Here is a 15,487-nt window from a genome sequence, read left to right on the forward strand (position 1 = left end):
ATGGCTCCCGTCACACTCAGAAACCTCGTCAAGCGCTACGGCGCCTTTGAAATCGTCCACGGCATCAATCTCGATGTCGCCGATCGCGAATTCATCGCGCTGGTCGGCCCGTCCGGCTGCGGCAAGTCGACAACGCTGCGCATGATCGCCGGCCTCGAAGACATTTCCGGCGGCGAGATCGAAATCGGCGGCAAGGTGGTCAACGACCTGCCGCCGCGGGCCCGCAACATCTCGATGGTGTTCCAGTCCTATGCGCTCTATCCGCATATGACGGTGGCGGAGAATATGGGCTTTTCGCTCAAGATCGCCGGCGCTTCCAAGGATGAGATCGCCGCGCGCGTCGCCGACGCCGCCAAGACGCTCGATCTGGAGGCGCTGCTGGATCGGCGACCGGCGCAGCTTTCAGGCGGTCAGCGCCAGCGCGTCGCGATGGGCCGCGCCATCGTGCGCCACCCGGAAGTCTTCCTCTTTGACGAGCCGCTGTCCAATCTCGACGCCAAGCTGCGCACGCAGATGCGCACCGAGATCAAGAAGCTGCACGCGAAGGTGCAGTCGACCGTCATCTATGTCACCCATGACCAGGTGGAGGCGATGACGCTTGCCGACCGCATCGTCATCATGCGCGACGGCCGCATCGAGCAGGCGGGAACGCCTGAAGACGTGTTCAAACGCCCCGCCAGCCGCTTCGTCGCCGGCTTTATCGGCTCGCCGCCGATGAATCTCGTCGAGGCGACGGTGGATCAGGGTCGGCTCGTCTTCGCAAATGGTGATGCGCTGCCCATTCCGCAGGCCTTCCGTGAAAGGCTGCGGCCAGGACAGAAAGTGGTCTTCGGCATCCGCCCTGACGATTTCTATCCCGCCGGCCATGGCCTGCATTCGGGAGAAGCCCATGAAGTGGCGTCTCTCGAGCTGCCGGTGTCGATCACCGAGCCGCTCGGCAACGAGACGCTGGTCTTCGTGACCTTCGCCGGCAAGGAATGGGTGGCGCGCATGCTCAATCCGCGCACGCTGAAATCCGGCGAAGTAATCGCCATGAGCGTGGATCTGTCGCAGGCGCATCTGTTCGATGCCGAGACTGGCGCGAGCCTGAGGGTCTGAACCATGGCGAAAATCGAAAAAGTCGAACTGCTGATGGTCGACCTTGCGCCGAAAGTGAAGCGCACCGATGCGATCCAGAGCTTCGTCAGCCAGGAAACGCCCATCGTCATCATCACCGACAGCGATGGCGCAACGGGCGCGGGCTATAGTTACACGATCGGCACCGGCGGCTCCTCCGTCATGCGGCTTCTCGCCGATCATCTCGCGCCGCGCATCATCGGCCAGGACGCTGACCGGATCGAGGCCATCTGGCGCGATCTGGAATTTTACACCCACGCCACGACGATCGGCGCGATCACCGCCATCGCGCTTGCGGCGATCGACACGGCGCTCTGGGATCTCCGCGCCCGGAAGATGGGACTTCCGCTCTGGAAACTCGCCGGCGGCGCTTCCGATCGCCGGCCGCTCTACACCACCGAAGGCGGCTGGCTGCATATCGACAAGCAGGCGCTGGTCGAGGATGCGCTGGCCGCGCGCGAAAAAGGTTTCACCGGCTCCAAGGTGAAGATCGGCAAGCCGCGCGCAGCAGAAGACGTCGAACGGTTGGAGGCCATGCGCGCCGCCCTCGGCGACGGCTATGAGATCATGACCGACGCCAATCAGGGTTTTGGGCTGGACGAAGCCATCCGACGTTCGGGTCGCTTCGCCGATCTCGATCTCGCCTGGATTGAAGAGCCCTTGGCCGCCGACGATATCGACGGCCATGTCAGGCTCTCCGCCTCGACCTCGACGCCGATCGCCATCGGTGAATCGCTCTATTCCATCCGGCATTTCCGGGAATATATGCAGCGGGGCGCCTGCTCGATCGTCCAGGTCGATGTCGGACGCATCGGCGGCATCACGCCCTGGCTCAAGGTCGCGCATGCGGCTGAGGCCTACAATATACCGATCTGTCCGCATTTTCTGATGGAACTGCATGTCAGCCTCGCCTGCGCAGTTCCGAACGGCAAATATGTCGAATATATTCCCCAACTCGACGAGATCACCGGCGAGAAGATGAAGATCGAAAGCGGTATGGCGATCGCGCCCTCCGCCCCCGGCCTCGGGATCGACTGGGACTGGCAGGAAATTCGCCGCAGGGCAATTTCCGAATTCAACAGCGTCATCGCCTGAGGGAGAGCAGCATGCAGCGGATGGGAATGGTGATCGGCCTGAACGCCGAGAAGATCGAGGAATACAAGCGTCTGCACGCTGCGGTCTGGCCCGATGTGCTGAAGATGATCAGCCAATGCCACATTCGCAACTATTCGATCTTCCTCAAGGAGCCGGAAAACCTTCTCTTCTCCTATTTCGAATATCACGGAGAGGACTTCGACGCCGACATGAAGGTCATGGCCGCCGATCCGGTGACACAGGACTGGTGGGCCGTCTGCATGCCCTGCCAGAAGCCGCTTGAGACGCGGAAAGAGGGGGAATGGTGGGCTTCAATGGAAGAGGTCTTCCACCACGACTGAACTTTCCCAGCACCAAGACGATACGAGCCCGCCGCTTTCCGGCGGGTTTTTTGTTGCCCTTGCCGCCCGGGACCAGACCCCGCAGCCCATCATCCATTGACAACGGCTAAAATTATGACTACTGACGAATTATATATTTCGTCACACGTAATTCGAAAGACGTCAGTCGTGATTGATGCGCCAGACCTTGCCTCCGATGTTTCGAAAAACGAAACCGTCACCCGCATCCTTGACGCCGCGGAGCGGCTGTTTCGCCATTACGGCTACGCCAAGACCAATGTGGCCGATATCGCCCGCGATCTCGGCATGTCCCCGGCCAATATCTATCGCTTCTTCACCTCCAAGGTCGAAATCCATCAGGCGATCTGCGGCCGCATGCTGATGGGCTCCTATGAGATGTCCAAGCAGATCCTGTCGCAGCCGATCAGCGCGACCGAGCGCCTGCGGCAATGGGCTCATGCGCAGCACCGCATGACGGTCGAGACCATGCTGGACCAGGAAAAGGTGCATGAAATGGTGGTCGTGGCGCTGGAGCGCGATTGGCATGTCATCGATCAGCACATCAATCGCTTGCACGACCTCTTGGCCGTGGCCATCCGCCAGGGCGTGGAGGCCGGAGAATTCCGCGATCAGGATCCCGAGATCGCCGCGCGCTGCTTTGGCGGCGCGACCGTCGTGCTTTGCCATCCGCAGATGGTCGCGCAGTGCCTAGCCAAGACCAACCGGGCGACGCCCGAACAGCTCATCGAATTCGCGCTTGCCGCGCTCAAGTAACGACCGGAGGCTCCCATGACCACGTCGAACCGCATGCGCATCAGGACATCAGTTCTTCTCGCCGGTCTCGCGATCGGCGCCGGCCTGCTTTCTGGCTGCACCGAGGAAAAGGCCGAGGCGCCCGCCGCCGTAATCCGGCCGGTCAAGGTTGTCGAGATCGCGCCGGCCGCGACCACCCGCACGCTGTCCTATTCCGGCTCGGTCAAATCCCGCACCGAAATGAATCTCGGCTTCCGGGTCGCAGGCAAGGTGATCGAGCGCAAGGTCGATATCGGCGACCGTGTGAAGAAGGGCGAGGTTCTCGCTCGTCTCGACCCGACGGACTACCAGCTCGCGGTGCAATCGGCCGAAGCGGATCTGCGTTCGACGCAGAAGGCGCTGGAGACCGCCGATCTCGCCAATCGCCGCGCCAAGACGCTGTTCGCCACCAACGCCATTCCGAAGGCGCAGCTCGAACAGGCGCAGTTGAGCTATGATCAGGCGGCGGCGACCCGCACTGCCGCGCAGTCCTCTCTCGAGCAGGCGCGGAACCAGCTGGCCTATGCCGAACTGATGTCCGACCGCGACGGCATTGTCTCAGCCGTCAGCGCCGATCGCGGTCAGGTCGTCAGCGCAGGCTCGCCCGTTCTCACCGTCGTCGCCGACGACGAAAAAGAAGTGCAGATCGCCGTTCCGGAGACGGAAATCTCCGAATTCATCCCCGGTAATACGGTCAAGGCCAGCTTCTGGGCCGACAAGGCCTTGGCGCTCACCGGCAAAGTGCGGGAAGTCTCGGGCAGCGCAGATCCTCAGTCGCGCACCTTCTCTGTCCGCATCAGCCTGCCGGCCAACGATCATGTGCTGATCGGCATGACGGCGACGATCGAGGCGGAGACCCATGCCGACGCCGCCGAATACGCGGTGCCGCTGACGGCATTGGCAGAGAAGGATGGCGCCAAGATCGTCTGGACGGTCGATCGCGCCAAGGCGACCGTGCATGCCCGGCCCGTTGAGGTCGGCGCCTTCACCGCCGATGGCGTCGGCATCATTTCCGGGCTCAAGGCCGGCGACCTCGTGGTTGCGGCGGGCACCCAGTTCATGCGTGAAAATCTGACGGTGAAGCTTCCCGATGTCGGGGCGCTGGCTGAAAACATCCTCAACTGAACCCGACATCCAGACGGAGCCCGGCCATGCAGACGACATCCCCTGGCAAGGAAAAGTTCAACCTGTCGCGCTGGGCCATCGGCCATCCGAGCATCGCGCGCTTCCTGTTCGGCCTCATTCTGCTGACCGGCGTATTCGGCCTCCTGAATATGGGGCAAAAGGAAGATCCCGACTTCACCTTCCGGGTCATGGTCGTCCAGGCTGTCTGGCCGGGCGCGTCGATCCAGGAGATGCAGGATCAGGTCGTCAACAAAATCGAGCGCAAGCTTCAGGAAACGCCGCATCTCGACTGGGTGAAATCCTATACCCGCGCCGGCAGCGCCATCATTACCCTGCAGATCAAGGGCGACACGACGGGAGCTGACGTCGGCGAGTCCTTCTACCAGGCGCGCAAGAAGGTCGGCGATATCGCCAGTGAACTGCCGTCGGGGTTGCTCGGTCCCTATTTCAACGACGAATTCGGCGACACCTATATCACGCTGCATTCGCTGAGCGGCGAGGGCTATTCCTATCCGGAACTCAAGGCTTTCGCCATCCAGGCGCGCGACATGCTGCTGACCACGCCCGGCGTCGAAAAGGCGGTCATCCTCGGCGACCAGCCTGAGAAGATCTATATCGACATTTCCTCCAAAGCGCTTGCCGAACGCGGACTGACGCTCACCGATATCCAGAATGCGCTGAAGGGCCAGAACGGCGTCGACCCCTCGGGGACCCTCGACACCGGCCTGAGATCGGTGCGGATTTCCGTCGATGGCGCTGTCGATCGCGTTGCAGCCATTCGTGAACTCCGCCTCCGCGCGGGCAGCGAGGTGACCCGCCTCGGCGACATCGCCACGATCTATCAAGGGCTCGAAGATCCCGTTCAACGCAAGTTTCGCTTCAATGGCGCAGAAAGCGTCCAGGTCGGCGTGGTCATGAGCAAGGGGTTCAAAGTCACCGATGTCGGCGCGCAGGTGGAGGAAACCTATAAGCGTTTCGAGGCCTCCCTGCCCTATGGCGTCAAGGTCGACCAGATCGCCAATCAGCCGCATGTGGTCACCGAAGCCGTCGGCGAATTCATGAAGGCGCTCGGCGAGGCGCTGGTGATCGTGCTGATCGTCTCCTTCCTGTCGATCGGCTGGCGTTCGGGCATCGTCATCGCCATCACCATTCCGCTGGTGCTGGCCGCCACTTTCGGCGTGATGTACGAGCTCGGCATCGACCTGCAGCGCATCTCGCTCGGCGCGCTGATCATCGCGCTCGGCCTCTTGGTCGACGACGCCATGATCGTGGTCGAGCTGATGGAGCGCAAACTTGAGGAAGGCCTGCCGAAGCTGGAGGCCGCGAGCTTTGCCTATTCCTCCACCGCTTTTCCCATGCTCACGGGCACATTGATCACCACCGCCGGCTTCATTCCCGTGGGTTTTGCGGAATCCACCGCCGGCGAATATGTGCGCTCGCTCTTCTATGTGGTCGGCATTGCACTGGTGCTCTCCTGGTTCGTCGCCGTCTATTTCACGCCCTGGCTCGGCCACATGATCCTCAAGCAGCGGGCGCATGCTGGCGCGCACAAGGATGTGTTCGACACCCGCTTCTATCGCGGGCTCCACCACACGGTCGCCTGGGCGGTGCGTTACAAGGCGATCGTTCTGACGCTGACGCTTCTCACCTTCGGCGCGAGCCTCTGGGCCTTCCAGTTCATTCCGAAGAACTTCTTCCCGCAGTCGTCGCGTCCGGAAATTCTCGTTGATCTCTGGCTGCCGGAGGGAACCAGCATCACGGAAGTGGAGCGTCAGGCCAAATTGCTCGAAGCCAAAATCGCCGACGACAAGGACAAGAAATTCGTCGCCACCTATATCGGCGAAGGCGCGCCGCGCTTCTTCCTGCCGCTCGATCAACAATTGCGCAATCCGAATTACGCCCAGCTTCTGGTGATGGCGCAGGACGAACCGGCCCGCGAAAGGTTGATCGTCAAGCTGCGCGGCATTCTCGCCAGCGACTTCCCCTCGATCCGCGGCAAGGTCGACCGTCTGTTCCTGGGTCCGCCGACCGGCTGGCCGGTGCAGATGCGGGTGATGGGTCCTGACAGAGCAGAGGTGCGCCGCATCGCAGATCAGGTCAAGGAACGCTTCATAGCCAATCCGCAACTCGGCGCCGTGCATGACGACTGGCTGGAGCCTGTGACAGCCATGAAACTGGTCGTCGACCAGGACCGCGCCCGCGCCCTCGGCGTCACGTCGCAACGTATCCGCCAGATGTTGCAGGCGACGATGTCAGGCGCGCCGCTCGATGATTTCCGCGATGGCGAAGAAACCGTGTCGATCGTCGCCCGCGAGCCCGAAGCCGATCGCAAGCTGCTCTCGGCGGTCCAGAGCATCTCCATACCGACTGATCTCGGAACCTTCGTGCCGCTGTCGCAGATCGCCAAGGTCGAACCGGTCATGGAGCAGGGCATCGAATGGCGTCGCGACCGCCTGCCGACGATCACCGTGCGCGCCACGCTGCCCGACGACGTCCAGGCCAATGATGTAGTGACCGCCATGTATGCCGGCATGGCCGATCTCCGCGCCACGCTTCCGGCTGGCTATCGGGTGGAGATCCAGGGCGGGCCAGAGGATTCCGCCGAAAGCCAGGCCTCGATCGCCGCCAAGGCGCCGATCATGCTCGCCATCATCGTGGTGCTGCTGATGGTCCAGCTGCAGCATTTCGGCAAGGCGATGCTGGTGCTTGCCACAGGTCCCCTGGGCATCATCGGCGCCGCCGCCGCGCTCCTGATCAGCGGCGCGCCGTTCGGCTTCGTCGCCATCCTCGGCGTCATCGCGCTGCTCGGCATCATCATCCGCAATTCGATCATTCTCGTCGACCAGATCGACCAGGATATCGCCGCCGGAATGGAGCGATCCGAAGCCATCATCGGCGCCGCCGTCAGGCGTTTCCGGCCGATCACGCTGACAGCGCTCACCGCCGTGCTGGCGCTGATCCCGATCTCACGCGGAGTGTTCTGGGGACCGCTTGCCTATGCGATGATGGGCGGCATCCTTGTCGCCACGCTTCTGACCATCTTCGTGCTGCCCGCCGGCTATGCACTATTCTTCGGCCGCACGAAAAAGGACAGCGGCGCCAAAGCGGAACCTGCGGAAGACAACGTGACGGAGGCGGATCACCATCTTCCGGAACCGTTGCCGCAGGCTGCAGAGTGAAGCATTTCAGGAAGCGGCCTAAAGTTTTCAGGCCGCTCTCTAAATTCGTTAGAAACTAATTTTATACCACAATCATAAATATCCGCCTCAACAAGCCGTTCCCACAGTTGCGTTGACGAATGTCATGGCGCCGACGGGGTCAGGCATGTCTTGTCCCCTGCATTCGTTCACCTGCTTTTCAGGATCGGCCATGCAGAACTTTTCGGTTTCTTCGAGACTTTACGCCCTCGTGGCGCTTGCCTTTCTCGTCCTCGGCGGCGTCTTCTATTTCAGCCTGACGACCACCGACGCGCAGATGATGTCGGACCGGCGCATGCTTTTGTCCTCCATCGACGACAACGCCATGGCGATCGCCAAGGCGGCACATGCACTGGAAACCTCCGGCAAACTGACGCGCGAACAGGCCCAGGCGCGGGCAATGGAAGCGATCGGCGCGCTGCGCTACGGCGAAAACGGTTATGTCTGGATCAACAGCCTCGACCAGAAGATGGTCATGCACCCGACCAAGCCCGAGCTGAACGGCAAGAATGTCAGCGGCATGAAAGACCCGACCGGCCTGTCGCTGTTTTCAGAATTCACCCGCGTGGCGCGCAATGAGAAATCCGGCTTCGTGACCTATCAATGGCCGAAGCCCGGCGAAGCGGAGCCGGCTGAAAAACTGTCGCATGTCGCCCTGTTCGAACCCTGGGGCTGGGTGATCGGCACCGGCGTCTATGTCGACGATCTCCATGCCCGTCGCTGGGAGATCGGCCGACAGCAAGGGCTCGTCAGCATCATCGGCATGATCATCCTGCAGGGCTTTGCCTTCACCGTCATCCGCAGCGTCATCGCGCCAATGAAATCGCTGATGCGCGCGATGCAGCGCATCGCATCGGAAGAGTTCGACGCGCCGATCGGCGGCGCGAAGGATCGCAGCGAATTCGGCGACATGTCGCGGGCGCTCGAAACGCTGCGCGATTCCGTCAGCGCCCGTGTCCAGGACAGGTTGCGCAAGATCGCCGAGCAGAATGACCGGATCGAGGAGGAAAAGCGCGCCCGAGAGGAACTGATGCAGACGGAAGCCGGCGAATTGAAGCAGGTGGTCGACGAACTCGGCGCCGGCCTCGAACGGCTTGCGGCCTGCGATATGCGGGTGACGATCGACCATCCCTTCGCGCCGCGCTTCGAGCCGCTCCGGCACTATTTCAACAACTCTATCGCCACCTTCCAGCGCGCGCTCGAACAGGTGCTGGCCAAGACCGCCCAGGTCTCCGGCAATGCCGAGGAGATGAAGGATTCGGCCGGCAATCTCGCCAAGCGCACGGAGCAACAGGCCGCAGCGCTCGAACAGACCTCCGCCTCGCTCGACGAGGTGACGTCGACGGTCAAATCCTCGGCGGAACGCGCCTCCGAGACCCGCATTCTGGTGGGCGACGCCCGCGCCTGCGCCCAGACCTCCCAGGACGTGGTGACCGAGGCCGTCGACGCCATGCGCCGGATCGAAGAATCCTCGGGCAAGATCGGCCAGATCATCGCCGTGATCGACCAGATCGCCTTCCAGACCAATCTCTTGGCGCTGAACGCCGGCGTCGAAGCCGCGCGCGCTGGCGACGCCGGCAAGGGGTTTGCGGTCGTGGCACAGGAAGTGCGGGAGCTGGCGCAACGCTCGGCGCAGGCTGCCAAGGAAATTTCCGCGCTCATCAAGAGTTCGAGCGAACAGGTCTCCTCCGGCGTCCGTCTCGTCGATGAAACCGGCCAGGCGCTGACCCGGATCGCGGCCTTCGTCAACGACATCGATCTCAAGATCAACGCCATCGACACCGCCTCGCGCGAACAGTCGATCGGACTGCAAGAGATATCTGCAGCGGTGAATTCCATCGACCAGATGACCCAGCAGAACGCCGCCATGGTGGAGGAGACGACCGCTATAAGCCATTCGCTGGCGCAGGATTCGGCCGGGCTTTCGGAACTGGTGGGACAATTCAAGCTCAACCGCCAAGCCGATGCCCGTGAGCTCGGAACCGCCTGGGACCAGCGGCGAGCAGCCTGAGATAGGCAAGAGAAAAGCCGCGCGTCAAAAGGCGCGCGGCATCATATGTCTTCGGGCGTGCGAATTCTAACTGTTGGCTTCCGCCGCGCGGCGATCCCGCTTCAGGAAATCGCGGATGCGGTCGACCGCGACACTGTCTTCCGTGCCATAGGGAAGCAGATATTTCAGCCGGGCGTCCGAGCCGATCAGCAGCAGCGACGTCGTATGGCTCATGTGATAGTCGCCATTCTTGCTCGCCGATTTCGAGGCATGGATCATCCAGCCGTCGACCACCTTCCTGATTTCCTTGGGATCGCCGGTGATGCCGGTGATGCGGTCGGTGAAGGCGTTGACATAGCCATGCAGCAATTGCTGGGTGTCGCGCTCGGGATCGATAGTGATGAAATAGACCTGCAGACCCGCCCCTTCCGGACCCAGTTTCTTCAACCAGACCGAGACGTCATAAAGCGTGGTCGGGCAGACTTCCGGGCAATGCGTGTAGCCGAAATAGACGAGCGAGGGCCGCCCCCGGAACATCTTTTCCGTCACCGTCTCGCCGCGATCATTGATCAGCGTGAAGGTTTCGCGGAAAGGGCCCGGCCTGTAGTCATCCGCGGCCACCCAGGCGATGATGCCGATCAGCGCCGACATGAACAAGCCGACGACTGCAAGCACCACGATCAGGAAGGGGTTGGTCTTGGTCATTGCGCGTGGTCCGTATGGTCGCCGTGATGGTCATGAGCGGGTTGATCGCCAGCCGGGGGACCGACGACGAAGTCGACATCGACGGAGCCGGCTTTTTCAAACGTAAGCGTCGCCTTGACGCGTTCGCCTTCCTTGAACGGCTGGGCGACATTCATGAACATCACATGGAAGGCGCCGGGCTTCAATTCGAGAACGCCATGGGCAGGAATTTCGAGGCCGTCGCCCATTTCCTGCATGCTCATCATGTCGTCGCTCATCTGCATCTCATGCAATTGCGACGATTGCGCGCGGGGCGTGGTGACCCGCAGCAGACGGTCGGCGTCGCCGTGATTGACGACTTTCAGATAGCCGGCGCCGACGACCGCGCCCGGCAACATGGCGCGGGAATAGGGATGATCGATTTCGAGTTGTCCGAGCTTGTATTCGTGGGCGAGGACGGGCGTGGCGACGAACAATGCGGCCATCATGGCGGCGCGGATGAGTGTCTTCTTCATGGGAATTGACCCTGCAAACTGTCTCTGAACTTCGGCAAGCGGGAATGACATCGACTATCCCGCTCGCGCTTCGACTTCGCCTTCGCCCCAAACGGGCGCGGGCGACGGAGCGCTCAGATGGCTGGCGATGCGCGCGGCGCGCCGCGATAGGAAAGAACGTCAAGCGGCGGGCCGCCCTGCCCGGCGACGGGAAGCATCGCGAGAGCCGGCCGGATCAAGACGCCACTACTCTCTGGCGGCTCTGGAGACAGGCAAGCGGATGACAGGCGGCAGGCTTCGCACGAACTCCCGGCGACAGTTTTCTTTCCGCCCGGGTTCGGCGACGACAGGCACATCGTGGCGATTTCGCCATCCGGCAAAACCGAAACTTCGTAACCATAGGGCTGCGCCGCAAAGACCGGCTTATGCGCAAAGCCGATCATCGCGACGGCGAGCGCGCACAGAAAGCGCAGCGTGATCGCGACGTTCAGACGGTCAATACGGGGCCAAAACCGGGTCATGGCCCCTCTCTATTTGCTTTTCCCCAAACCGGCAATGCGGCAAATTTGTGCGCCGCACATCCCCGCGTCCCACACGAAATCCGTCAATGCGACGCGGACGCGCTGCGAATGGCGGAGAGCGTCTTGGCGTCAATCTCCCAGGCGGCGCGGTCGGATGCGAAGCGAGCACGGAGATAGCGCGTGAGCTCCGTGATCTGCCGATCCGACAAGCTGTCCGCGAAAGACGGCATCGACATCGGCTGGCCGGCGGCTTGCAGGCGTTCCCTCATACCCGCCGGCGCGGGCGCGCCATGCAGGATCGCCTGCAGCACATTGTCGGCCCTGTCGCTGCGGAGATTGGTGTTGAGCGCAAGATGGGTCGCGAGCGCCTCGTCTTCGTGGCAGGAGGAACAGGCGCCCTCGAAGAGCCGCTGACCTTCGGGATGGGCCAGCGCGGCCGCATCTCGCGCAGCGTCGGCGCGTTGCAACGCCTGTTGTTTCAGGCTTTCGACTTCGGCTTGACTGGGCTCCGGGGCCATGCTGGCGAGGTAAGTCGCCATCGCCTCGATATCCGTGTCCGGCAGCGCCGAGAGCGAGGCGACGACCTGCGCCATCGGCCCGCCGGCGCCGCCGTGATCATCGGAATGGCCGCGGCGGAGATAGTCGTAAAGCGACGCTTTGGTCCAGGGAACGGCGCCGTCGCCCCGGCCATTAATCGCCGGCGCCACCCAGCCATCGGCAAAGCCGCCAGCGAGATGGACATCGCCGCTGCGCTCGGCGCCCAGAATATTGCGGTCGGTATGGCAGGCGGAGCAATGGCCCAGTCCTTCGACCAGATAAGCGCCTCTATTCCAGGCTTCGCCCTTGGCGGGGTCATAGGCGACGGTCTTGGCGCCAAGAAACAGCGTGTTCCAGCCGGCCATCAATCCCCTGATGTTGAAAGGCGGCTTCATCTCCGATTGGGCAGCAGGCCGATTTGCGGCCGGCGCGCTCATCACGAAGGCGTAGAGATCCTGAAGATCCTGATCGGACACAGTCGCAAAAGAGGTATATGGATGGGCGGGATAGAGATGAGAGCCGTCTCGGCTGACGCCCTCGCGCACCGCTCGCGCAAAGGCCGGATAGGACCAGCCGCCGATGCCATGGGTCTCATCCGGAGAGATATTGGCGGCGCGCACCGTGCCGAACGGCGTCTCGAACGCCCGACCGCCGGCCAAGGCCACGCCATCGGCGCCGGCATGACAGGTCGCACAGCCGCCGGCGGCGGCGACCAGACGGCCGCGCTCGACTGAAGCGGGACTGAACACGGCCGGATCGGGCCGTTGAATGGCCGCGATCGACGGCCGCCAGGGCGAAGCGGTCGCCAGTCCGAAGGCGGCCAACCCCGCCAGCCCGGCGAAGCCGAAGCCGCGGCGGAACCAGGACATCCGCTTTTTGCCGCCATCATTGCCGGAAGGAGGCAAGGCCTGCTGCCCCAATCCGGCGAGGATCCGGTCGGGCGTCAACGGCAATTCGCGGAAGCGCAGGCCCGTGGCGTCATAAACCGCGTTGACGATCGCCGCTGCGCTCGGCACCGAGGCGGATTCGCCGACGCCCATTGGCGGCTCGTCCGGACGCGGGATCATCAGCACATCGATATCGGGCGTCTCCTCGAATGTGAGGATCCGATAGCCGCCCCATTCCAGGCTCTCGACGCCGGTCTCGGTGAACGTCACCTTTTCCTTCAGCACGCGGCTGACGGACTGGATGACATTGCCGTGGATCTGATGGCGGACCCCGTCCGGATTGATCATCAGGCCTGAATCCTGGCCCACCGTCACCCGCGTCACCGTCACCTGACCGGTTCGCTTGTTGACGGCGACATCGGCCACCCAGGCCGACCATGCCGCCGGTGTTCCGGGAAACTTTCCGTGGACGTAAAGGGCATAGGCAAAGCCGCGACCGTAAAGCAGGTCGCCCTCGCCGCCTTCACTGCCCCAGCGGGTGCGCGGCTTCCATTTGGCCTTCTCCGCCACCGCGCGCACCAGGTCGATCGCCCTGGGATCGGTCAGATAACGAAGCCGGTATTCGACGGGATCGACGCCGGCGGCGGCGGCGAGTTCGTCGAAGAAGCTTTCATGCGCGAAGGAATTCGGCATGGCGGAGACGCCGCGAAACCAGGAGGCCCGCGCGATTGGCGGCATGTCATGCACGGCGATGCGCATATTGCCGACAGCATAAGGCGGAATCGCCGTGCGGTCGCCCATTTCGACGGTGTCGTTGCCGGTCGTCTTGCCGGTCAGCACCAGCGCCAGCGTCGGGGCGAGATTGGAGGGATAGCGTGTCTCGAAATCATAGGCGATCGGGCCGCCTTCGAGATCCAGGCCGCCGCGCACATCGATCACCTGCGCCGCGCCCTTCGGCTCCCAGCCATGTTCCTGCTCACGCGTCAACTGCACGCGGACAGGACGCCCCACGGCGCGCGACAGAAGTGCTGCGTCAGCGGTCACGTCATCGGCGCAATTGCGGCCGTAACAGCCGGCGGCCTCGTGCCGCTCCACCACGATCGCCTCCTCGGGCATGTCCATGAGGCGGGCAAGATCGCGGCGCATGAAATAGGGGTTCTGCGTGCCAGACCAGACGGTCAGGCGCTCAGGAGTCCAGTCGGCCACCGCGCAAGACGGACCGATCGAGCCATGCATCTGATAGGGCCAGACATAGGTGCGGTCCATGCGCGGCGAAGCGCCGTCGAGCGCCAGATCGACATCGCCGCTCTCCTTCAACAGCCGACGCGAGGCGGGATTGTCGCGCAACGGCTGTTCCGGCGCGTTGAGATCCGGGCGTTTGGGCGGCTCACGCCAAGTCAGTTTCAGCGCCTTGGCGATGGCTGCGGCATGCTCCTCGCGCTCGGCCACGACGCCGACGAAATCGCCGACCACAACCACGGACACCAGACCCGGCATCCGGGCGACAGAGGCTTCATCGACATCCAGCAGGCTCGCGCCGACGCCTTCGCCATGATCGAAGCCGACATAGGGCGGGCGGATGACGCGGCCATGCAGCATGTCCGGCAGCCTGACATCATGCACATAGACCCAGTCGCCTGTCGCCTTGGCCGGAATATCATTGCGCGGCTGCGACTGGCCGACGATGCGGAACTCGGTCCCCGGCTTCAAGGGCGCTGTGGGGTCGATCTCGATCCGCTCACGCCAGCCGACAAGCAGCTCCGCATAGGAGGTCCGGCGGACGCCGTTCGTCAGCACTCCAGAAGACACGGTGATGGCCTCGGGATCGACGCCCCACTGTTCGGCTGCCGCCTGCACCAGCCGGCGCCGCGCCGTCGCCGCGGCCTGCTTGAGCGGGATCGCGGTGATCTGGATCGTTTCGCTGGCGATGGTGGGGCCTTGATCGGGGGCGGCGCTGGTCGCGCCCAGCACCATGCGCACACTCTCGAACGCAACATCCAGTTCTTCGGCGATGATCTGGGCGAGCGCCGTGCGGATGCCGGTGCCAAGATCGACATGGCCATTGAAACCGACCACCTCGCCCTCCGCTGTCATGGCGAGATAGATGTCGGGCTGGTTCGAACCTCCCGGCCTGACCACCAAGAGCGCGTCGGACATGGCGAGATAGGCGTCCCGGCTGGCTTCGCGCGGCGCAGTCATGATGCTTCAGTCTCCGCAGGTTCAGGGGCAGCAAGCCGCGCGCGCGCCAGCCTGACGGCCGCCAGGATTTCCATATGCGTTCCGCAGCGACAGAGATGGCGGCGGAGTGCTGCGCGAATTTCGGCTTCGGTCGGATCGGGATTGCGGGAGAGAAGCCCGACAGTGGCGATGATCATGCCGTTGAGGCAATAGCCGCATTGGGCTGCCTGCATCTCAATAAAGGCCTGCTGCACCGGATGCGGTTTTCCATCGCGAGAAAGCCCCTCGAGCGTCGTCAGCTCCCGCTTTGCGACAGCCGCAAGCGGCGTCGCGCAGGATCGCACAGGCCGACCGTCGAGCAACACGGCGCAGGCGCCGCATTCGCCGAGACCGCAGCCGAATTTGGGGCCGTTCAACCCGCAATCATTGCGCAAGACATAAAGGAGCGGCGTGTCCGCTGGCAGGGAAAACTCCCGGTCCTCGCCGTTGATTATGAGCGTCAGCGGGGGTGAAGACATAGCGCACCCGCC

12 protein-coding genes are annotated in these 15,487 nt (G+C 63.1%); 7 read left to right on the forward strand and 5 right to left on the reverse strand.

Annotated features, from left to right (window positions below; genetic code table 11):
* From ugpC to E8Q41_RS10705, 7 genes are all read left to right on the forward strand, one after another.
* Positions 1–1,098, forward strand: coding sequence for a sn-glycerol-3-phosphate ABC transporter ATP-binding protein UgpC (gene ugpC / locus E8Q41_RS10675; protein ID WP_137155525.1), 1,098 nt, complete (start codon positions 1–3; stop codon positions 1,096–1,098).
* A 3-nt stretch (positions 1,099–1,101) separates the two neighbouring features.
* Positions 1,102–2,211, forward strand: a complete 1,110-nt coding sequence (locus tag E8Q41_RS10680) for a mandelate racemase/muconate lactonizing enzyme family protein (protein ID WP_137155526.1) — start codon at positions 1,102–1,104, stop codon at positions 2,209–2,211.
* An 11-nt stretch (positions 2,212–2,222) separates the two neighbouring features.
* Complete coding sequence (locus E8Q41_RS10685; RefSeq protein WP_137155527.1) at positions 2,223–2,552, forward strand: L-rhamnose mutarotase; 330 nt, start codon at positions 2,223–2,225, stop codon at positions 2,550–2,552.
* Positions 2,553–2,720: 168 nt separating this feature from the next.
* Positions 2,721–3,326: a TetR family transcriptional regulator gene (locus E8Q41_RS10690; RefSeq protein WP_137155528.1), complete on the forward strand. Its 606-nt coding sequence runs from the start codon at positions 2,721–2,723 to the stop codon at positions 3,324–3,326.
* A 15-nt stretch (positions 3,327–3,341) separates the two neighbouring features.
* On the forward strand, positions 3,342–4,469 hold the full coding sequence (locus E8Q41_RS10695) for an efflux RND transporter periplasmic adaptor subunit (RefSeq protein WP_137155529.1): 1,128 nt from the start codon (positions 3,342–3,344) through the stop codon (positions 4,467–4,469).
* Positions 4,470–4,495: 26 nt separating this feature from the next.
* The gene (locus tag E8Q41_RS10700) at positions 4,496–7,648 is read left to right on the forward strand and encodes an efflux RND transporter permease subunit (protein WP_137155530.1); all 3,153 of its coding nucleotides are present in this window, start codon (positions 4,496–4,498) and stop codon (positions 7,646–7,648) included.
* A 190-nt stretch (positions 7,649–7,838) separates the two neighbouring features.
* Positions 7,839–9,677 (forward strand): methyl-accepting chemotaxis protein, encoded by a 1,839-nt coding sequence (locus E8Q41_RS10705; RefSeq protein WP_137155531.1) that lies wholly within the window; start codon positions 7,839–7,841, stop codon positions 9,675–9,677.
* A gap of 66 nt (positions 9,678–9,743) precedes the next feature.
* Here E8Q41_RS10705 and E8Q41_RS10710 read toward each other — a convergent pair whose 3' ends face one another.
* The 5 genes from E8Q41_RS10710 to E8Q41_RS10730 form a co-directional block, all read right to left on the reverse strand.
* Positions 9,744–10,361 (reverse strand): SCO family protein, encoded by a 618-nt coding sequence (locus E8Q41_RS10710; protein WP_137155532.1) that lies wholly within the window; start codon positions 10,359–10,361, stop codon positions 9,744–9,746.
* A complete protein-coding gene (locus tag E8Q41_RS10715; RefSeq protein WP_137155533.1) occupies positions 10,358–10,855 on the reverse strand; it encodes a copper chaperone PCu(A)C in 498 nt (165 codons plus the stop codon). The genes E8Q41_RS10710 and E8Q41_RS10715 overlap by 4 nt, the downstream gene beginning before the upstream one ends.
* A gap of 113 nt (positions 10,856–10,968) precedes the next feature.
* Positions 10,969–11,355, reverse strand: coding sequence for a hypothetical protein (locus E8Q41_RS10720; RefSeq protein WP_137155534.1), 387 nt, complete (start codon positions 11,353–11,355; stop codon positions 10,969–10,971).
* A gap of 83 nt (positions 11,356–11,438) precedes the next feature.
* Positions 11,439–14,978, reverse strand: coding sequence for a molybdopterin cofactor-binding domain-containing protein (locus E8Q41_RS10725; RefSeq protein ID WP_137155535.1), 3,540 nt, complete (start codon positions 14,976–14,978; stop codon positions 11,439–11,441).
* Positions 14,975–15,475 carry a (2Fe-2S)-binding protein gene (locus E8Q41_RS10730; protein ID WP_137155536.1) on the reverse strand — a complete coding sequence of 167 codons (501 nt, stop codon included), beginning with the start codon at positions 15,473–15,475 and terminating at the stop codon, positions 14,975–14,977. Before E8Q41_RS10730 ends, E8Q41_RS10725 begins: the two co-directional genes overlap by 4 nt.
* Positions 15,476–15,487: the final 12 nt, after the last annotated feature.

Source organism: Rhizobium sp. FKL33, from assembly GCF_005222915.1.
In the GTDB taxonomy this organism is placed as follows: domain Bacteria; phylum Pseudomonadota; class Alphaproteobacteria; order Rhizobiales; family Rhizobiaceae; genus Rhizobium_E.

Coding starts and splice junctions, on each gene's coding strand:
- ugpC (WP_137155525.1), top strand. CDS start 1: ATGGCTCCCGTCACACTCAGAAACCTCGTCAAGCGCTACGGCGCCTTT.
- E8Q41_RS10680 (WP_137155526.1), top strand. CDS start 1,102: ATGGCGAAAATCGAAAAAGTCGAACTGCTGATGGTCGACCTTGCGCCG.
- E8Q41_RS10685 (WP_137155527.1), top strand. CDS start 2,223: ATGCAGCGGATGGGAATGGTGATCGGCCTGAACGCCGAGAAGATCGAG.
- E8Q41_RS10695 (WP_137155529.1), top strand. CDS start 3,342: ATGACCACGTCGAACCGCATGCGCATCAGGACATCAGTTCTTCTCGCC.
- E8Q41_RS10700 (WP_137155530.1), top strand. CDS start 4,496: ATGCAGACGACATCCCCTGGCAAGGAAAAGTTCAACCTGTCGCGCTGG.
- E8Q41_RS10705 (WP_137155531.1), top strand. CDS start 7,839: ATGCAGAACTTTTCGGTTTCTTCGAGACTTTACGCCCTCGTGGCGCTT.
- E8Q41_RS10710 (WP_137155532.1), bottom strand. CDS start 10,361: ATGACCAAGACCAACCCCTTCCTGATCGTGGTGCTTGCAGTCGTCGGC.
- E8Q41_RS10715 (WP_137155533.1), bottom strand. CDS start 10,855: ATGAAGAAGACACTCATCCGCGCCGCCATGATGGCCGCATTGTTCGTC.
- E8Q41_RS10720 (WP_137155534.1), bottom strand. CDS start 11,355: ATGACCCGGTTTTGGCCCCGTATTGACCGTCTGAACGTCGCGATCACG.
- E8Q41_RS10725 (WP_137155535.1), bottom strand. CDS start 14,978: ATGACTGCGCCGCGCGAAGCCAGCCGGGACGCCTATCTCGCCATGTCC.
- E8Q41_RS10730 (WP_137155536.1), bottom strand. CDS start 15,475: ATGTCTTCACCCCCGCTGACGCTCATAATCAACGGCGAGGACCGGGAG.